1 protein-coding gene (running past both ends of the window) is annotated in these 22,190 nt (G+C 67.0%); it reads left to right on the top strand.

Every position in this 22,190-nt window falls within one protein-coding gene, locus ACIA75_RS00310, for a non-ribosomal peptide synthase/polyketide synthase (protein WP_397098277.1), read on the top strand. The gene is 63,294 nt long; 24,201 of those nucleotides lie to the left of the window and 16,903 to its right, leaving coding positions 24,202-46,391 in view — codons 8,068 (complete) to 15,464 (partial); the first codon wholly inside the window starts at position 1. Both codon boundaries (start and stop) fall beyond the window edges.

Raw genomic sequence — 22,190 nt, 5'->3', positions numbered from 1 at the left:
GTGCTTGCCCGGCGGCTGATCGCCGAGGGTGCCGGACCGGAAAGCCTTGTCGCGGTGCTGCTGCCGCGTTCGCTGGATCTGATCGTCGCCCTGCTCGCGGTGATCAAATCGGGTGCCGGTTATGTTCCGGTGGACCCGGATTCACCGGCAGAACGGCTCACCTACATTCTCGACGACGCACGTCCGGCGACCGTGGTACTGGACTCCTCGATGTGGGTGGAACTTCCATCCGGTGTCTCGCGGGTGGCGGTCGACGGTTACGCGGTGGAGACCGGTGATATCGAGGACGCCGACGACGGCCCGGTCACCGATGCCGATCGTCTCGCGCCGTTGCGGCCGGACAACACCGCCTATGTCATCTACACGTCAGGTTCCACGGGACGCCCGAAGGGTGTTGCGGTGGCGCATCGGAATGTGGTGCGTCTGTTCGCCAATACCGAGCAGGAATTCGGTTTCGGGCCCGACGATGTGTGGACGTTGTTCCACTCCTATGCCTTCGACTTCTCGGTCTGGGAACTGTGGGGGCCGCTGCTGTTCGGTGGCACGTTGGTGGTCGTCGACTACTACGTCTCGCGGTCGCCGGAGCAGTTCCTCGAGTTGTTGCGTGCCGAGCGGGTGACGGTGCTGAACCAGACGCCCTCGGCGTTCTATCAGCTGGCCGAGGCGGATCGGGCCGCGGGTCCGGAGGCGGGTGCGCTCGCGCTGCGGTACGTGGTGTTCGGTGGTGAGGCGCTGGAGTTGCGCCGGCTCGCGGATTGGGTCGAGCGGCACGGTGACGGCACGGTCGGGCGTACCCAGGTGGTTGATGGCCGGGAGACCGCGTCGCCGTTGCTGGTGAATATGTACGGCATCACCGAGACCACGGTGCACGTGTCCTACCGGGCACTCGATGCGGCCACCATCGCCGGTGCGGCCGGTAGCGTGGTGGGTCGTGCGCTGGGTGGACTGAAGGTCTATGTACTGGACCAGCGTCTGCGGCCGGCGCCGGTCGGGGTGCCGGGTGAACTATATGTCTCCGGTGTGCAGCTGGCCCGCGGATACCTGGGCCGCGCGGACCTGACCGTGTCGCGCTTCGTGGCCGATCCGCTGGGTGAACCCGGTGCGCGCCTGTACCGTTCCGGTGACGTCGCCCGCTGGAACCGCTTCGGCGAACTCGAATACCTGGGTCGTGCCGATGATCAGGTGAAAGTGCGTGGTTTCCGGATCGAGCTGGGTGAGATCGAGGCCGCGGTGCTGGCGCAGCCGGGTGTCGCGCAGGCCGCGGTGATCGTCCGGGAGGACAATCCGGGGGATCACCGGATCGTCGGCTACGTGGTGCCCGAGCCCGGGATCGAATTCGATCAGGACATCGTGCGCGACGGTACGGCCGGGCGGTTGCCCAGCTACATGGTTCCGTCTGCTTTTGTTGTGCTGGATCGGATTCCGTTGACGATCAACGGGAAGCTGGATCGCCGGGCGTTGCCCGCTCCGGTGTTCGAGGCGGCGGGTTCGCGGGCGGTGTCGACGCCGATCGAGGAGATCGTGGCCGGTGTCTTCGCCGAGTTGCTCGGTGTGTCGGGTATCGGTGCCGATGATGATTTCTTCGCTCTGGGTGGTAACTCGCTGATCGCGACCCAGGTGGTCGCCCGGATCGGTGCCGCGCTGGACACCACTGTGCCGGTGCGGATGTTGTTCGAGGATTCGACTGTGGCCGCGTTGGCGGCGCGGGTGGAGCAGCAGGCCGGCACCGGCGGGCGCCCCGTTCTCACGGCTCGTTCCCGTCCGGAGCGGCCGTCGCTGGCGCAGGCTCAGCAACGTATGTGGTTCCTCAACCGGTTCGAGCCGGGATCCGCGTTCGACAACATTCCGGTGGTGCTGCGGCTGAGCGGGACGGTCGATATCGCGGCGCTGGCCCTTGCCGTGGCCGATCTGATGGCCCGGCACGAACCCCTGCGCACGGTGTACCCGTCCTACGACGGTGTGGGCTACCAGCAGGTGCTGCCGCCGCACGAGGCCGTTCTGGATATGGAGACGGTCGAATCCCGCCCGGACGCGATATCCGGCTCCGAGATCGATCACGAACTCCGGGCATCGATAGCCGAGTTCGTCGGCAACGGTTTCGATCTGACCCGGGAACTCCCGCTCCGGTTGCGGGTATACCGCCTGTCCGATGACGATCACCTGCTGGCCGCGGTGGTGCACCATATAGCGGCCGACGGCTTCTCGTTGCGGTCGCTGACCCGTGACCTGATGATCGCCTACGCTGCCCGGTCGATGGGCGCGGCCCCCCAGTGGGAGCCGCTGGCCGTGCAATACATCGACTACGCGATGTGGCAGCGCGAGATGCTGGGGTCCGTCGATGATCAGTCGTCGCTGGTCTCTCAGCAGTTGGATTTCTGGCGGGCGGAACTGGCCGACCTGCCCGAGGTACTTCCGTTGTCGAGCCGGGAACGTCCGGCGGTTCTCTCGGGGCGTGCCGCGATGTACCGGTTCTCGCTGCCGGGTGAGCTGATCGAACAGTTGAACCGCGTCGCGCACGCGCAGGGCGTCACGTTGTTCATGCTCGTGCACAGCGCGTACGCGGCGATGCTCGCCCGGTCCAGCGCGACCACCGATATCGCTGTCGGCACGCCGATCGCGGGCCGTGGTGATCGGTTGCTCGACGATCTGGTCGGTATGTTCGTCAACACGCTTGTGTTGCGGACCGAGGTCGATTCCGGCACGTCGTTCAGTGATCTGCTCGCCCAGGTGCGGGATCGTGCCCTGCAGGCGTTCACCCATGCCGATGTGCCGTTCGAGCAGATTGTCGAAACCCTCAACCCGGTACGGTCCCAGTCGCATCAACCGCTCTTCCAGGTGCTGCTGACCTTCCAGAACCTCGGTGAGATCCGGCTGGAACTGCCCGGCCTCACCGTGGCGGACGTGGGATTCGAATTCCCCGTGACGAACTACGATCTGACACTGACGCTGAGCGAGACACCGCAGAACGACCCCGGTATGGAGGCCGAGTTCGTTTACGCCACGGATCTGTTCGATGCGGAGACGGTGGCCGGTTTCGCCGATCGGTTCCTGCGCATTCTGCGTGCCGCCGTGGCGGATACGGACGTCGTGGTCGGGGATATCGATGTGCTCGACGAGGCGGAGCGGTCGAATGTGCTGCGGAACTGGGTGAGCACGCGCGCCGATGCCGGTGCGGGGGTGTTCGCCCTGGATGGCGCTCCGATCGAGGGTCCGGAAACTGCCACTCTGGCAAGTCTTTTCGATACTGTCGTGAGCGAGCACGCGCAGCGGACCGCGGTGAAGTTCGGTAGTGAGCTGCTCACTTACGCCGAGTTGGATCGCCGGGCGAATGTGCTGGCGCGGCGGTTGATCGCCGCGGGTGCGGGTCCGGAATCACTGGTAGCGGTATTGCTTCCGCGGTCACTGGACCTGGTAGTGGTGCTGCTGGCGGTGATCAAGTCCGGTGCCGGTTACGTGCCGGTGGACCCGGATTCGCCGGCGGACCGGATCGCTTATGTACTCGCCGATGCCCGGCCGGAAGCCGTAGTGCTGGATGCCACCGTGACGGTGGAACTCCCCGCGGGCCTGCCGCAGGTACTGCTGGACGGCGCCGATGGCGAGTTCAGTGATGCGCCGGTCACCGATGCCGATCGTCTCGCGCCGTTGCGGGCGGACAACACCGCGTATGTCATCTACACGTCAGGTTCCACGGGACGCCCGAAGGGTGTTGCGGTGGCGCATCGGAATGTGGTGCGGCTGTTCGCCAATACCGAGCAGGAATTCGGTTTCGGGCCCGACGATGTGTGGACGTTGTTCCACTCCTATGCCTTCGACTTCTCGGTCTGGGAACTGTGGGGGCCGCTGCTGTTCGGCGGCACGTCGGTGGTGGTGGACTACTTCACGACCCGGTCGCCGGAGCAGTTCCTGGAGCTGCTGCGCACCGAGCGGGTCACCGTCCTGAACCAGACCCCGTCGGCGTTCTACCAGCTGGCCGAAGCCGACCGGACCGCGAACCCCGAGGCGGATGCGCTCGCATTGCGGTATGTGATCTTCGGTGGTGAAGCGCTGGAGTTGCGGCGGCTCTCCGACTGGATCGAGCGGCACGGTGACGGCACCGCCGGCCACCGCCGGCCGGTCGATGGCCGGGAGACCGCGTCGCCGCTGCTGGTGAACATGTACGGCATCACCGAGACCACGGTGCACGTGTCTTATCGGGCCTTGAACGCGGCTGTTGTCGCGGAGGCCGCGGGTAGTGTCATCGGTCGCGGGCTGGCCGGGCTGCAGACCTACGTGCTGGACGACCGGTTGCGGCCGGTTCCGGTGGGTGTGCCGGGTGAGTTGTATGTATCGGGTGGGCAACTCTCGCGCGGTTATCTGGGGCGGCCGGATCTTTCGGCGGCGCGTTTCGTGGCCGATCCGTTCGGTGCGCCGGGTGCCCGTCTGTATCGGTCGGGTGACGTTGCCCGCTGGAACCGTTCCGGTGAACTCGAGTATCTCGGTCGTTCCGATGATCAGGTGAAGATCCGTGGTTTCCGGATCGAGCTGGGTGAGATCGAGGCCGCCGTGCTGGCGCAGTCCGGTGTCGCGCAGGCTGCGGTGATCGTCCGGGAGGACGTACCCGGCGATCAGCGAATTGTCGGCTATGTGGTTGCCGAGTCCGGGGCTGCGCCTGATCTGGGGGCGATCCGTGACGGTGCGGCGCAGCGGTTGCCCAGCTACATGGTTCCGTCTGCTTTTGTTGTGCTGGATCGGATTCCGTTGACGATCAACGGGAAGCTGGATCGCCGGGCGTTGCCCGCTCCGGTGTTCGAGGCGGCGGGTTCGCGGGCGGTGTCGACGCCGATCGAGGAGATCGTGGCCGGTGTCTTCGCCGAGTTGCTCGGTGTGTCGGGTATCGGTGCCGATGATGATTTCTTCGCTCTGGGTGGTAACTCGCTGATCGCGACCCAGGTGGTCGCCCGGATCGGTGCCGCGCTGGACACCACTGTGCCGGTGCGGATGCTGTTCGAGGATTCGACTGTGGCCGCGTTGGCGGCGCGGGTGGAGCAGCAGGCCGGCACCGGCGGGCGCCAGGCCTTGGTGGCCGGTCCGCGGCCGGACCTGATCCCGTTGTCGTTTGCGCAGCAGCGGATGTGGTTCCTCAACCAGTACGACACCTCGTCAGTGGCCTACAACCTGCCGACGGCGATCCGGCTGACGGGTGATCTGGACGTCTCGGCACTGCGGTGGGCGGTATCCGATGTGGTGCTCCGGCACGAGTCGCTGCGCACCTTCTATCCGGAAGCCGACGGGATCCCGGTGCAGGTGATAGTGCCGCCCGAAGATGTGGATCTGGCGCTGGGACCGGTCACCGTGACGGCGGCCGAAATGATCACCGAGGTCACCGAATTCGTGGCGGCCGGTTTCGATGTAGCCCGTACCGTCCCGCTGCGGATCCGGCTGTTCGAGATCGCGCCCGACGACCATGTGCTCGTCGTGGTCGTGCACCATATCGCCGGCGACGGATTCTCGATGACACCGCTGGTGCGTGACGTGATGATCGCGTACACAGCGCGTGTATTCGATGACGGCCCCATGTGGGCGCCGTTGCCGGTCCAATACGCCGACTATGCCCTGTGGCAGCGTCGGGTGCTGGGGACCGAGGACGATCCCGAGTCGGTGATGGCGCGGCAGGTCGCGTTCTGGCAGGAAACGCTGGCGGACCTGCCGGACGAGCTGGTACTGCCCACCGATCGGCCACGGCCGGCCGCGGCTTCGTTCCAGGGCGCCACGGTGCGGGCGGAGATCGGCGCCGAGCTGGTCCGTCAGCTCGACGCGCTGGCCCGCGCCCGGGGCGCGTCGATGTTCATGGTGTTGCACGCCGGTTTGGCGGCGTTGCTGGCGCGGTTGTCCGGTAGCGACGATATTGCGATCGGTACGCCGATCGCGGGTCGTGGTGAGCGGGCGCTCGACGATCTGGTCGGGATGTTCGTCAACACCCTGGTGCTCCGTACGGTGGTCGATTCGGGTGAGACCTTCGCCGATCTGCTGGATCGGGCGAAGCATGCCGATCTGGACGCGTTCGGGCACGCGGATGTGCCGTTCGAACGTCTGGTGGATCTGTTGTCGCCGGAGCGTTCGCAGGCCCGCAACCCGCTGTTCCAGGTGGCGCTGTCGTTCCAGAACAATGAGCAGCCGGCGCTGGAGCTGGCGGGGCTCGAAGTGTCGGGTGTGGAACTCGCCGACGATGTGGCGCGTTTCGATCTTCAGTTCACCTTGGGTGAGAACGCCGCGGGTGGAATGGTTCTGAACCTGAACTACGCCACGGAACTGTTCGACGAAGCGACCGCGCACACGATGATCACCCGGTTCCAGCGGCTGCTGGCGGCGGTTGCCGCCGACCCGGATGTGGTGCTGGGCGCGGTCGAGATCCTGGATGAGACCGAACGGGCCGCGGCGCTGTCCCGGACGGGTGGGCCGGCGGTGCCGGCGGGCACGTTGCCGGAGTTGCTGGCTACCGCGGCGGCGGTGGATCCGGCGGCGCCGGCGGTGGTGTTCGACGGTGTCCGGCACTCTTACGGGGAATTCGACGAGCGGTCGAACCGTCTGGCTCGGGTGCTGATCAGTGACGGGTTGGGCGCCGAGGATCTGGTGGCTGTGGCGGTGCCGCGGTCGGCGGATTCGGTGCTGGCCGAGTGGGCGGTGACCAAGTCGGGTGCGGCGTTCCTGCCGATCGACCCGACCTATCCTGAAGACCGGATCGTGCATATGCTCACCGATTCGGGTGCGCCCGTGGGCATCACCGTGTCCTCGGTGCGCGGTGATCTGCCGGATTCGGTGGACTGGCTGGTCCTCGACGAGTTGGATCTGGACCGCTACTCGGCCGAGCCGGTGACCGACGCCGACCGGGTGCGGCCGTTGACTCCGGCGAATACCGCATATGTCATCTACACCTCGGGCTCCACCGGGCTACCCAAGGGCGTGGTCGTCAGCCATGCGGGCTTGGCGAACTTCAGTGCGGAACAGGTCGAGCGGTACCAGCTGACTCCGGCGTCGCGGGCGCTGGCGTTCGCGTCGCCGTCGTTCGACGCGTCGATCCTGGAGTTGCTACTGGCTGTCGGTTCGGCGGGTGCGCTGGTTGTGGTGCCGACCGGTACCTACGGTGGCGCCGAGCTGGGCGAGCTGATCGCTCGCGAAGGTGTGACGGTCGGTCTGATCACACCGTCGGTGCTGGCATCGCTGGATGCCGCGGATCTCGCGGCTATGGAAGTGATCATCGCCGGTGGCGAGGCGATTTCGGCCGACCTGGTCGGCAAGTGGTCCACCACGCATCAGGACGGGCTCGAACGCCGGTTCCACAATGCCTACGGTCCGACCGAAGCGACCATCGCGACCAACATCAGCCGGCAGTTGCTTCCGGGCGACCCGATCACCATCGGTGGGCCGGTGCGGGGTATGCGCACCCTGGTGCTCGACGACCGGTTGAATCCGGTGCCCGAGGGTGTGGCCGGGGAGCTGTATGTCGGTGGTGTGCAGCTGGCGCGTGGTTACCATGCCCGGCCGGGTCTCACCGCCGGCCGCTTTGTCGCCGACCCCCACGGTGCACCGGGTGCCCGCCTGTACCGCACCGGTGATGTGGTGCGGTGGCGTCGTGACGCCGCGGGCGATCCCGCGGTGGAGTATGTGGGTCGTAACGATTTCCAGGTGAAGGTGCGTGGTTTCCGTATCGAGCTCGGTGAGATCGATGCCGCGCTCACCGCGCACGACACCGTTGATTTCGCGGTGACCACGGGCCACGAGAATTCCGCGGGCGTGGTCTCGCTCGTGTCGTATGTGGTTGCCGCGTCGGGTCATACGGTTGATACCGGCGAGGTTCGTGAGTATGTCGGGCAGCGGTTGCCGGAGTACATGGTGCCGTTGTCGATCACGGTGCTCGATGCGATCCCGCTGACCCCGGCAGGCAAGCTGGACCGCAGGGCATTGCCGGAACCCGTCTTCGAGGTGCGCGAATTCCGGGCGCCGTCGACGCCGACCGAGAATGTGGTGGCCGGTGTGCTCGCCGAGGTCCTCGGTGTGGAGCGGGTCGGCGTGGAGGACGACTTCTTCGCGCTCGGCGGTAACTCGCTGCTCGCGACCCAGGCCGTCGCGCGGCTGGGTGCGGCGCTGAACACCCAGGTGCCGGTCCGGACACTGTTCGAGGCTTCCGCTGTCGGCGCGCTGGCGGCCCGTCTCGAAGAGCAGGCCGGTTCCGGTGGGCGTCCGCCGCTGGTACCGCAGTCGCGGCCCACGCGGGTGTTGCCGTCCGGTGAGGTCGTGACACGGATCCCGCTATCGCTGGCGCAGCAGCGGATGTGGTTCCTGGACTGGTTCGACGGCGGTGCGGCCGCCTACAACATCCCGATGGTGATCCGGTTGTCCGGGAAGCTCGATGTGCCGGCCCTGCGGCAGGCGGTCGGAGATCTGGTCGCCCGGCACGAGGTGCTGCGAACGGTGTATCCGGAGACCGAATCCGGGCCGGCGCAGGTGGTGCTGCCGGCCACGGGTGCGGTACCGGAGCTGGAGATCCGTACGGTGGCCGCGGACGAGATTCCGGCGGTGCTGGCTGAGCTTGCGGCGATGTCGTTCGATGTCGCTGCCCGGGTCCCGGTTCAGGTGACCTTGTTGCGGATCGACGGTGCGGCAGACGAATTCGTGCTGGCCGCGGTGGTGCATCATATTTCTGGTGATGGTTCGTCCATGACGCCATTGACGCGGGATCTGATGACCGCGTATTCGGCGCGGGCTGCCGGACGGGCGCCGGAGTGGGAGCCGCTGCCGGTGCAGTACGCCGATTTCGCCATCTGGCAGCGGAACCTGCTGGGCGAGAGCACTGATCCGTCGTCGTTGGCCTATGCGCAGCTCGCGTACTGGCGGTCGGCACTGGCAGATCTGCCCGAGCAGCTGGATCTGCCGACGGACCGGCCGCGGCCGGCCACGCAGTCGTATGCCGGTGGACGGGTCGAGGTGCATATCGATGCGCGGCTGCATCGGGCGCTGGCCGATATCGCCCGCAACCAGGGCGCGACCTTGTTCATGGTGCTGCATACCGCGTTTGCGGTGTTGCTGGCCCGGTTGTCGGGTACCGGCGATATCGCGATCGGTACCCCGGTCGCAGGTCGCGGCGAAGCCGCCCTCGACGATGTGATCGGCATGTTCGTCAACACACTGGTATTCCGGACCGAGCTCGACGGTGGGGAATCGTTCACCGAGCTGCTGGCACGCCAGCGCGAAGCCGATATCACGGCCCTCGCGCATGCCGATGTGCCGTTCGAACAGCTGGTGGAAGCGTTGAACCCGGTGCGGTCGACGGCGCGGAATCCGCTGTACCAAGTGGGCTTCGCCTTGCAGAACCTGGCGCAGACCAGCCTGGAACTTCCCGATCTCTCGGTATCCGGAATGGATACCGGCGCCGAGATCGCCCAGGAAGACCTGAGCTTGATCCTCAGCGATAGTTACGACACGACGGGTGCTCCGGCGGGGTTGACCGGTTATATGACCTACGCCACCGCGCTGTTCGACCAGGCGACGGTCGCCGGGTTTGCGGATCGGTTGGTGCGCGTGCTGGCCGGGGTGGCCGCTGATCCCGGGATCGCGGTCGGTGAGATCGAGTTGCTCGATGCGGCCGAACGTGAACTGGTGCTGCACCGGTGGAATGCCACCGAGCAGGCGATCGAACCCGGTCTGTTGCTGGACCGGTTCACCCGGATGGTGTCGGAGAATCCGGACCGGGTGGCACTCACTCTCGACGAAACCAACCTGTCCTATGCGGAATTCGCGAGCCGGGTGCACCGGCTGGCGCGGTGGCTGCGCGGCGCCGGGGTGGGGACGGAAACCTTTGTGGCCCTGGGGATGCGCCGGTCGTTCGACCTGCTCACCGCCGCGTATGCGGTGGTGGCGGCCGGCGGTGCGTATGTGCCGATGGACCCGGACCAGCCCGTGGACCGGCTCGACTACATTATCGATACCGCGCGCCCGGTCTGCGTGCTCACCTCGGGCGAAGACCTCGATCCGGGGATCGATGGGCAGGTGCGTATCGATCGATTGGATCTCTCCGGTTTCGCCGATACCCCGCTCACCGATGCTGATCGGCTGCGGCCGCTGCGCCCGGACAATACCGCTTACGCGATTTTCACCTCGGGCTCCACTGGCCGCCCGAAGGGTGTGGCGGTCTCGCATCGGGCTGTGGTCAACTACCTGCAGACCGCCCGCGCACGGTATCTGGTCGGCGCCGACGATGTGCTGCTGCAGCGCACGCTGGCAACATTCGACCCGGCTGTGGTGGAGTTCTTCCTCCCATTGCAGGTCGGCGCTCGTCTGGTCATTGCGCGTTCGGAGGGGCATCGCGACGCCGAGTACCTGACCGGCCTGATCGCCGGCGAAGGCATTACGTATGTAGAGTTCGTACCTTCGATGCTCTCGGTTTTCCTTTCCGAATCCGAGCCGGAAACATGGGCCGGGCTGCGCACTATCGTCCTCGGTGGGGAACTGCTCTCCAGCGATATCGTGCAGCGGTTGCGGGAGCGCACCGCAGGCCGCCTGTTCAATACGTATGGGCCGACCGAGACCACGATCGATGTCATTGCCTGCGAGGTGACCGATGCCGAAACCGGAGCTGTGCCCATCGGTGTTCCGGGTCTCAATACCCAGGCCTACGTCCTCGACAACCGGTTACGGCCTGTACCGGCGGGTATTCCCGGCGAGCTCTATATCAGTGGTGCGCAGCTGGCGCACGGCTACCTGGCTCGCCCCGATCTGACCGCCACGAGTTTTGTCGCGAATCCATTGCGCGCCGGCGAGCGGATGTATCGCACCGGCGATATGGCCCGGTGGACTTCCGCAGGGCAGCTGGAGTACCTGGGCCGCAGTGATTTCCAGGTGAAGCTGCACGGCCAGCGGATCGAGCCCGGGGAAATCGAGGCCGCGCTCACCGAACGGGATACCGTGGCACAGGCGCTGGTTGTGCTGCGTCATACCCGGGCCGGCGATCAGTTGGTGGGGTATCTGGTACCGGCTGCCGGCGCGACAATCGACACCGACGCACTGCGTACTCAGCTGTACGATCGGCTGCCGTCGTATATGGTGCCGGCGGCTTTCGTCGAGCTGGATGAGTTCCCGCTGAATGCCTCGGGCAAACTGGACCGTAAGGCGTTGCCGGAGCCGGTGTTCGAGGTGGCGGGATTCCGGGCACCCTCGACCCGGCTCGAGGAGACCGTGGCGGAGATATTCGCCGAGGTTCTCGGAGTCGAGCGGGTCGGCACGGACGATGATTTCTTCGGTCTCGGCGGCGACAGTATTATCTCCATTCAGTTGGTATCGCGGGCCAAGGCGCGTGGTGTGGTGTTCACCCCGCGGCAGGTGTTCGAGCAGCGCACTGTGTCCGGACTCGCTTCGGTTGCCGAGTTCGCGGAATCGGCGGATGACGCAAGCCGGACCCTGGCCGAATTGCCAGGTGCCGGGGTCGGCCGGATGCCGCTCACGCCGGTGGTGCGGACCATGGTCGAGCGCTACGGCTCATTCGGGCGTTTCCATCAATTGTCGACACTGAACCTGCCGGTAGGGGTTACCCGCGCGACTATTGCCGCGGTGCTGGAGCCAGTGCTCGATCGGCACGATATGTTGCGGTCGCGGTTGTCCCTGGTGGATGGCGAGTGGGTTGTGGAAACATCCGAGCCCGGGTCGGTCGCGGTGGATACGCTCATCGACCACACCGTCTTCGACAGTGCCGCCGACGATGAACAACTGCAGGAAACAGCAACCGCTGCTGTCGATTCCGCGTTGGATCGGCTGGATCCCCACGACGGCATGATGCTGCGGTTCGTCTGGTTGGAACCGGATACCGCCGATCGGGCGGGCTATTTGATTGTCGTCGCGCATCACTTGGTGGTCGACGGCGTGTCGTGGCGCATTCTGATCCCCGACTTCGTGCTGTCGGCCGGTGCGCACAGCGCCGGACAGGAACCGGAACTGTCGAAGCCGACCACATCCATGCGGACCTGGGCGCACGCGCTCGCCGAGCAGGCGGACAGTGACGAGCGAATGGCCGAACTGGAGTACTGGCGGACGGTCGTCGATACCGTCGATCCATTACTGACCGATCGCGGTCGGGACCCGGAGGTCGATACCGCCGGAGTGGTCGATACCTATTCGGTGCGGGTATCGCCCGAGGTCACCCAGGCTCTCCTCACCACCGTGCCGGCTTTGTTCCACGGTGGGGTCAACGACGGTTTGCTCACCGCGCTGGTACTGGCCACCAATACCTGGCGGGCGCGGCGGGTGCACGCGGCAGGGATTGATGATCCACTGCTGATCCAGCTGGAGGGCCACGGTCGTGAGGAAACGGTCGTGCCCGGTGCCGATCTATCGCATACCGTCGGCTGGTTCACCACGGTCTTCCCGGTGCGGTTCGCCCTGGCCGGTATCGATATCGAGGATGCGCTCGCCGGTGGTTCATCGATGGGAGCGGCACTCAAGGCGGTGAAGGAACAGCTCCTCGCGGTGCCGGACAAGGGTATCGGCTACGGCCTGCTGAGCGAGATGAATCACCGGACCGCGGGCGAGTTGCCGGTCGAACCGCCCGGCCAGGTGAGTTTCAACTATCTGGGCCGGTCTACCGGGGCAAGTGAGATCTCCACCGAGATGCGTGATTTCGGCTGGCTGCCGGCGAACGATCTGGCGGTGAATGCGGCCTTCGACGCGGATATGCCAGTGCTGACGCTGCTGGATATCAATGCCGTGGTCGCCGAGGATATGTTCACCGCACGTATCGGGTACCCGTCCACCCTGCTCAGCGCCGAGGAAGTGCACGAGTTCGGCGAGTTGTTGGTACGTGCGCTGGAAGCTGTTGCCCAACATGCTAATTCCGCGGGTGCCGGTGGGTTTACCCCCTCCGATTTCGGTATGGTGGCCCTCTCCCAATCCGATATCGACGCGATCGAACATCGATTCCCGATGCCGGTTGCCGATATCTGGCCGCTGTCCTCGCTGCAAGCCGGCATGCTGTTCCATGCCCAGGTCGCCGCGACCTCGGTGGATGTGTATGCCGGCCAAGTAGTGTTGACACTGGCCGGCCGGGTGGACAGCGATCGGTTGCGGGGGGCGGCGCAGGCACTGCTGGACCGGCACGAAAACCTGCGCGCTGCCTTCGTCCTCGACCGCGACGGCAACGCCGTCCAGGTGGTTCTGAAGGATGTGCCGGTCGACTGGACCGAGTACGACCGCAGCAGCACCGGCACCGCCGCCGATCTGATCGAGGCGGACCTGATTCGGCGGTTCGATCTCGCCACGCCGCCGCTGCTGCGCTTCACGCTGATCAAGACCGGTGCCGATACCTGGCAGTTCGTGGTATCGAACCATCACATTCTGCTCGACGGCTGGTCGATGCCGCTGATCATGCAGGATCTGCTGACGCTGTACGCCTTGCATGCCGACGCCACCGGTCTGCCGGCGGTCCGTTCCTATCGAAACTTCCTGCAATGGCTGGACCGGCAGGATCGGCAGGTTTCGCTGCAGACCTGGCGGTCCGCGCTGGCCGAGGTCGACGAACCCACGCTGCTCGCTCGCCCCGGAGTGGGCGGCTCCGCACACGAGATCACCGCGCTGGCGAGTGAATACGTGTTCGAGGTGGATGCCGAAGCCACCGCTCGAATCACCGCGCTGGCCGCCGAACTCGGCGTCACCGCGAATACGGTGCTGCAGGTGGCGTGGGGAGTGCTGCTCGGCAAGCTGACCGGCCGCGACGATGTGCTGTTCGGCGCCACCGTCTCCGGCCGGCCGCCGGAGCTGCCCGGCGTGGAATCGATGGTCGGGTTGTTCATCAACACCATCCCGGTCCGGGTGCGGTTCGAGCCCGGCGAATCCGCGCGGGCGCTGCTGGCCCGGGTCCAGGCCGAACAGGCCGACCTGCTGGACCACCATCACGTGGGCCTCGCCGATATCCATGCGGCGGCCGGGATGGCGGCACTGTTCGACACCCTGCTGGTGTTCGAGTCGTATCCGGTGGATGCCGAGGGTATCCAGGCGCAGGCCGCCGATATCGACGGTATGGCGGTGACCGGTCTCGAGGGCGTCGAAGGTACGCACTATCCGCTCACCCTGGTCGCATCGCTGGGCAGCACGCTGCGGATCCGTGCCACCTACCTGCGGGATATGCTCGACGACGCCGGAGTACGGCGGATCGCCGACCGGCTGGTCCGGCTGCTGTCCGGGTTGGTCGCCGATCCGTCCACCGCCCTCGGTGAGATCGATCTGCTCGATGCGGCCGAACGCGAACTGGTGCTGCATCGCTGGAACGCGACCGAGCACGTCGTGGACGCGCAGTTGCTGACGACCGGTTTCGCCGAGGCGGTCATCGCGTATCCGGATCGGGTCGCGGTGGCGTTCGAGGGCGCCGAACTGACCTACGCGGAGTTCGCCGGCCGGGTCAACCGCCTTGCGCGGCTGCTGATTTCCGAAGGTGTGGGGCCGGAATCGCTGGTCGGTCTGGCGCTGCGGCGTTCGGTGGATCTGGTGGTCGGCATGTACGCGGTCGTCGCCGCCGGTGGTGCGTATGTGCCGGTGGATCCGGATCATCCGGCCGAGCGGACCGGGTACGTGCTCGAGACCGCGCAGCCGGTCTGTGTGCTGACCAGTACCGATGACGCGGATGCGGTGCCGGAGGGGACAGGTGTGCCTGTTCTGGTGCTGGATACCCTCGATACGAGTGGTTTCGATGCCGCGCCGGTGACCGATGCGGATCGGATCGCACCGTTGCGTGCGGAGAACACCGCGTATGTGATTTTCACGTCGGGTTCGACGGGTCGTCCGAAGGGTGTGGCGGTGTCGCATGCGGCGATCGTCAACCGTTTGGTGTGGATGCAGGCCGAGTACGGTCTCGAGTCCGCGGATGTGGTGTTGCAGAAGACGCCGTCGACGTTCGATGTGTCGGTGTGGGAGTTCTTCTGGCCCTTGCAGGTGGGTGCGCGGTTGGTGGTGGCCAAGCCTGATGGTCATCGGGATCCGGCGTATCTGGCCGAGGTGATCGATGCCGAGGGTGTGACGGTGGCGCACTTCGTGCCGTCGATGCTGACGGTGTTCGTGGCCGCTCTGGCCGCGGAGGCGGAGGCCGGACGGTGCGGTTCGCTGCGGGCGGTGTTCTCCTCGGGTGAGGCGTTGGCGCCGAAACCGGCGCACCAGCTGCGTGAGCTGACCGGTGCCGCGGTGCACAACCTGTACGGCCCGACCGAGGCCGCGGTCGACGTCACCTACCACGAGGTGACCGATGCCGATACCGCGGTGGTGCCGATCGGTGCGCCGGTGTTCAACACCCGTGTCTATGTGCTCGACGCCCGGCTGCGCCCGGTGCCGGTGGGTGTCGCGGGTGAGCTGTATCTGTCGGGTGTCCAGCTGGCCCGTGGTTATGTGGCGCGGCCGGATCTGAGCGCGGACCGGTTCGTCGCCGATCCGTTCGAGAGCAGTGCACGGATGTACCGCACGGGTGACCTCGTGCGCTGGACCGCCGACGGTGAGCTGGAGTACCTGGGCCGCACCGACTTCCAGGTGAAATTGCGTGGTCTGCGTATCGAGCTGGGCGAGATCGAGGCCGCCCTGCTGGCGCAGCCACAGGTGAGCCAAGCCGTCGTAACGGTCGCGGCCTCGCAGCTCGGTGAGCAACTGGTCGCCTATGTGGTGCCCGCATCGGGTGCGCGGATCGACTCCGCGGAATTGCTCGACGCGGCGCGCCAGGTGCTGCCCACCTATATGGTGCCGGCGACCCTGCTGGAACTGGACGAGTTCCCGCTGAACCCGTCCGGCAAGCTGGATCGCAAGGCGCTGCCGCAGCCGCAGTTCGAAGCGCGGGAGTTCCGGGCGCCCTCCACCCCGATCGAGGAGATCGTGGCCGGTATCTACGCCGATGTGCTCGGTGTGGACCAGGTCGGCGCGGACGACGACTTCTTCTCCCTGGGCGGTAACTCGCTGATCGCGACCCAGGTCGCCGCTCGCGTCGGACGGGCGCTGGATATCGATGTCCCGGTGCGCGTCCTGTTCGAGGCGCCCACGGTGGCCGCCCTGGCCGTGCGCGCGGAGTCGCAGTCCGGTGCCGGTGGCCGGGTGGCCCTGGTCCCGCAGCCGCGTCCGACCCAGGAACTGGCATCCGGTGCGATCGTGGAACGGGTGCCGCTGTCGCTGGCCCAGCAGCGGATGTGGTTCCTGAGCCGGTTCGACCCGGATTCGTTCGTGGACAACATCCCGGTCGCGGTCCGGCTGTCCGGTGAGCTCGACACTGCCGCGCTACAGGCCGCGGTCGCCGATGTCCTGGTGCGGCACGAATCGCTGCGGACCTTCTACCCGGAGGTCGGCGGGACCCCGTACCAGCAGGTGCTGCCGGCGGCCGAGGTGGTGCCCGAGCTGGCGCCCATCGAGGTCGCGGCGGACGATCTGCCCGCCCGGCTCGCGGAACTGGTGCTGGCCGGATTTGATGTGACCACGAGCGTGCCGTTCCGGGCTCGGCTGTTCCGGGTGAGTGCGTCCGAGCATGTGCTCGGCTTCGTCGTCCATCACATCTCCGGCGACGGTTTCTCGATGGCGCCGCTGCTGCGCGATGTGGTGACCGCGTATGTGGCGCGTACCGCGGGCGAGGCCCCAGGCTGGGCGCCACTGGAGGTGCAGTACGCCGATTTCGCGCTGTGGCAGCGGCAAGTGCTGGGTTCGGAGGATGACCCCGAATCCGTTATGGCCCAACAGGTTTCGTACTGGTCTCAGGAGCTGGCCGGGCTACCGGATCAGCTGGACCTGCCGGCCGACCGGCCGCGGCCCGCGATCGCCTCGGGCCGGGGCGCGGCCCATACCTTCGCGATCGACGCCGAAACCCACGCCGGGCTGGCCGAACTGGCGCGGACCGAGGGCGCGACCCTGTTCATGGCCGTGCACGCGGCGTTCGCGGTACTGCTGTCGCGATTGTCCGGGGAAGCCGATATCGCGATCGGCACTCCGATCGCGGGCCGCGGTGAACGCGCGCTCGACGATCTGATCGGTATGTTCGTCAACACTCTGGTGCTGCGGACACCGGTCGATACCGGCGCCGGGTTCACCCAACTGCTGGGCGAGGTGCGCGGTAGCGATATCGCCGCGTTCGGGCACGCCGATCTGCCGTTCGAGCGTCTGGTGGAGATCCTCAACCCGGTGCGGTCGCAGGCGCGGCATCCGCTGTTCCAGGTGATGCTGTCGCTGCAGAACACCCCGCCGGTGCATACGGAACTGCCCGGGCTCGGCGTCAGCGCGGTCGATATGCCGCTGGAGACCGCGAAATTCGATCTCCAGCTGGATCTGAGCGAACGGACCGGCGCCGCCGGGATCGACGCGACCTTCACCTACGCGACCGACCTGTTCGATCGCGAAACGGTCGCGCAGTTCGCCCAGCGGTTCGTCCGGTTGCTGAAAGCCGTGGTCAAGACGCCGGAGCGCCCGCTGGGTGACCTTCCGCTGCTGGACGCGCTGGAGGCGTCGACGGTATTGCGCGGCGGGTACGGAGCGGAGGCCGCCGTCGATCCGGCCGCGACGCTGGCCGGTCTGTTCGCCGACCAGGTCGCGTATACGCCGGAAGCGCCCGCGGTGGCATTCGAGGGGACAGGTCTGTCCTATGCCGAGTTCTCCGCGCGGGTGAACCGCCTGGCCCGGCACCTGATCTCGCTGGGCGCCGGACCGGATGTACCGGTGGCACTGGGTATGCGGCGCTCGCTGGATCTGGTTGTGGCGATGTACGCGGTCGTCACGGCCGGCGGTGCGTATGTGCCGCTGGATCCGGAGCAGCCGGCCGACCGTACGGATTTCATCCTGGCCACCGCGCAGCCGCTCTGCGTATTGACCAGTGCGGCCGACGGGTTCACTACGGCAGACCGGCCGGTCGTGGTGGTCGACGAGATCGACCTCTCCGGCTACGCCGATACCGCCGTCACCGATGCCGAGCGGGTCGCGCCGTTGCGGTCGTCGAATACGGCCTACGTCATCTTCACCTCCGGTTCGACGGGCCGCCCGAAGGGTGTGGCGGTCTCCCACGCGGCGATTGTGAATCGCCTGGTGTGGATGCAGTCCGAGTACGGTTTGCAGCCTTCGGATGTGGTGCTGCAGAAGACGCCGTCGACGTTCGATGTGTCGGTGTGGGAGTTCTTCTGGCCGTTGCAGATCGGTGCGCGGTTGGTGGTGGCCAAGCCGGACGGTCATCGCGACCCGGCCTACCTGGCCGAGGTCATCGATGCCGAGCAGGTCACGGTGGCCCACTTCGTACCGTCGATGCTGACGGTATTCGTGGCTGCGCTGCCGGGTGAGACCGGTGCGCGGACGTGTGCGTCGCTGCGCCTGGTGTTCTCTTCCGGTGAGGCGTTGCCCGCGAAGCCTGCGCAGCGTTTGCGCGAGCTGACCGGTACCGCGGTGCACAACCTGTACGGCCCGACCGAGGCCGCGGTCGACGTGACCTATCACGAAGTCTCCGATGCGGATACGACGACAGTGCCGATCGGTGCCCCGGTGTTCAACACTCGGGTGTACGTGCTGGACGGCCGGTTGCGGCCGGTGCCGGTGGGTGTCGCAGGTGAGCTCTATCTGTCGGGCGTGCAGTTGGCGCGCGGTTATGTGGCGCGGCCGGACCTGTCGGCGGACCGGTTCATCGCCGATCCGTTCGAGGTCGCCGAGCGGATGTACCGCACCGGCGACGTGGTGCGCTGGAACTCCAGCGGTGAGCTCGAATACCTGGGCCGTTCCGATTTCCAGGTGAAGCTGCGTGGTCTGCGGATCGAACTCGGCGAGATCGAAACCGCTCTGACCGAGGCCGACGAGGTCGCGCAGGCTGTGGTGGTGTTGCGCGGCGATGCCCGGACCGGGGATCAGCTCGTCGGCTATGTGGTGCCGGCCGCCGGTGCCGTGGTCGACACCGATGCGCTGCGTAGCGCACTGTCCGGTCGCCTGCCGTCCTATATGGTGCCCGCCGCGTTCGTCGTGCTCGACGCGTTCCCGCTGAACGCCAGCGGCAAACTCGATCGCCGGGCACTGCCCGAACCGGTCTTCGCGGCCCGGGCCTTCCGGGCCCCGTCCACCCCGATCGAGGAGATCGTGGCGAATACGTTCGCCGAGGTCCTCGGTGTGGAGCGGGTCGGCGCGGACGACGACTTCTTCGATCTGGGCGGTAACTCCCTGATCGGTATGCAGGTCGCGGCCCGGATCGGCGCCGCGCTCGGCACCCAGGTGCCGGTGCGGGCACTGTTCGAGGCGCCGGCCGTCGCCGCGCTCGCCGTCCGGGTGGAACAGTTCGGCGCCCAGGCCCGGCCGCCGCTCGTGGCCGGACCGCGCCCGGACCAGGTGCCGCTGTCCTATGCGCAGCAGCGGATGTGGTTCCTGAACCAGTACGACACCTCTTCGGCGGCCTACAACCTGCCGATGGCGATCCGTCTCACCGGTGACCTGGACGTGCCGGCATTGCGCGCGGCCATGGGCGATGTGGTGGCCCGGCACGAATCACTGCGGACCCGCTATCCGGAATCGGGTGGCCGGCCGGTACAGCTGATCCTGCCCGCCGACCAGGTGGCGCCGGATCTGGATCCGGTGGAGGTCCGGGCGGACGACGTGACGGCGCAGGTCGTCGAGTTCGCGTCGGCCGGTTTCGACGTGGCCGCGGCCGTGCCCGTGCGGGTCCGTCTCTTCGCCGTCGCGCCCGGGGAATTCGTACTGGTCGTGGTGCTGCACCACATCTCCGGTGACGGTTTCTCGCTGGCGCCACTGGCGCGTGACGTGATGACCGCGTACGCGGCGCGGGCCCAGGGCGAACTGCCGGGCTGGGATCCGCTGCCTGTCCAGTACGCCGACTACACCCTGTGGCAGCGGCAGGTACTGGGTGCCGAGGACGATCCCGAGACCGCGATGGCGCGGCAGATCGCGTTCTGGCAGCAGACTCTCGCCGATCTGCCCGATGAGCTCGTGCTGCCGGCCGACCGGCCGCGGCCCGCGGTGGCGTCCATGCGCGGCGCGACGGTGCGCGGTGAGCTGAGCGCCGAACTGGTGCGGAACCTGAACGCGGTGGCCCGCACCCGCGGCGCGTCGATGTTCATGGTGCTGCACGCCGGTCTGGCGGCGTTGCTCGCGCGGCTGTCCGGTAGCGATGACATCGCGATCGGTACGCCGATCGCGGGTCGTGGTGAGCAGGCACTCGACGATCTGGTCGGCATGTTCGTCAACACCCTGGTGCTGCGTACCGCGGTCGGTTCGGGCGACTCGTTCGCCGATCTGGTGGACCGGACCCGCCGGGCGGATCTGGACGCCTTCGGCCATGCCGATGTGCCGTTCGAACGGCTGGTGGATCTCCTGTCACCGGAGCGCTCGCAGGCTCGCAACCCGCTGTTCCAGGTGGTGCTGTCGTTCCAGAACCAGGAGCAGGCGGTCCTGGAACTGGCCGGACTGACCGTCGCCGGCCTGGAACTCGCCGACGATGCGGCCCGCTTCGACCTCCAGTTCACTCTGGCCGAAGACCGTTCGGGCGGTATGGAACTGGTGGTGAACTACGCCACCGAACTGTTCGACGAATCCACTGTCCACACGATGATCACGCGGTTCCAGCGATTGCTTTCCGCTGTCGCCGCCGACCCGGATGTGGTGCTGGGTGACCTCGAGATCGTCGAGCCGGGTGAACGCCGCGAACTGCTGTCCCGCACCGGGGGTCCGGCGGTTGCGGCGCGGACGTTGCCGGAGTTGCTGGCCGATGCGGTGACGGTGGATCCGGCCGCGCCGGCGGTGGTGTTCGAAGGTACTCGCTACCCCTATGGGGAGTTCGACGAGCGGTCGAACCGCCTGGCACGCGTGCTGATCGAGCGTTGCCTGGGTGCCGAGGACGTGGTGGCCGTGGCGGTGCCGCGGTCGGCGGATTCGGTGCTGGCCGAGTGGGCGGTGACGAAGTCGGGTGCGGCGTTCCTGCCGATCGACCCGAGCTATCCGGAAGACCGGATCGCGCATATGCTCACCGATTCCGGTGCACCCGCAGGTATTACGGTGTCCTCGGTGCGTGCCGATCTGCCGGATTCGGTGGACTGGCTGGTGCTCGACGAGCTCGCGCTCGATGGGTACTCGGCCGAGTCGATCACCGATGCCGACCGGGTCTGGCCGTTGATTCCGGAAAGTGCCGCGTATGTCATCTACACCTCGGGTTCGACCGGTGTGCCGAAGGGTGTGGTCGTCAGCCATGCCGGTCTGGCGAACTTCAGTGCCGAGCAGGTCGAGCGGTACCAGCTGACCCCGGCTTCGCGGGCGCTGGCGTTCGCGTCGCCGTCGTTCGACGCTTCGATTCTGGAGCTGCTGCTGGCGGTGGGTTCGGCGGGTGCTCTGGTGGTGGTGCCGACGGGTACCTATGGCGGGGCGGAGCTGGGTGAGCTGATCGCCCGCGAGGGTGTGACGGTCGGTTTGATCACGCCGTCGGTGCTGGCGTCGCTGGATCCGGCGGATCTGGCGGGTATGGAAGTCATCATCGCCGGTGGTGAAGCGATTTCTGCCGACCTGGTCGCGAAATGGTCGACCACGTCGGCAGGTGAGGTCGAGCGGCGGTTCCACAATGCCTACGGTCCGACCGAGGCCACCGTCGCCACGAATATCAGTGGGCAGTTGCGTGCGGGCGACCGGGTCGTCATCGGTGGCCCGGTGCGGGGCATGCGGGCGCTGGTGCTCGACGATCGGCTCCAGCCGGTGCCCGAGGGTGTGGCCGGTGAGTTGTATGTCGGTGGTGTCCAGCTGGCGCGTGGCTATCATGCCCGGGCCGGTTTGACGGCCGGGCGTTTCGTTGCCGATCCGTTCGGTGAATCGGGGGCGCGGCTCTATCGAACCGGTGACGTGGTGCGCTGGCGTCGCGATCCGGCCGGTGACCCGGTGGTGGAGTATGTGGGCCGCAACGATTTCCAGGTGAAGGTGCGTGGTTTCCGCATCGAGCTGGGGGAGATCGACGCGGCGCTGACCGCGCACGAGACGGTGGACTTCGCCGTCACGACGGGTTACAAGAATGCCGCGGGTGCGGTATCTCTGGTGTCGTACGTCGTGGCGTCCCCCGGCGTCGCGGTGGATGTCACGGCCGTGACCGGGTACGTCGCCGAGCGGTTGCCCGACTACATGGTGCCGGCGGCCGTTATGGTCATCGATCGGATCCCGCTGACCCCCGCCGGCAAGCTGGACCGGAAAGCGCTGCCCGAGCC

The sequence above is a fragment of the Nocardia sp. NPDC051750 genome (genome assembly GCF_044453135.1).
GTDB lineage: Bacteria > Actinomycetota > Actinomycetes > Mycobacteriales > Mycobacteriaceae > Nocardia.
Note: the sequence above shows the minus strand (reverse complement) of the source record. Positions and strands in the feature narration are given on the sequence as shown.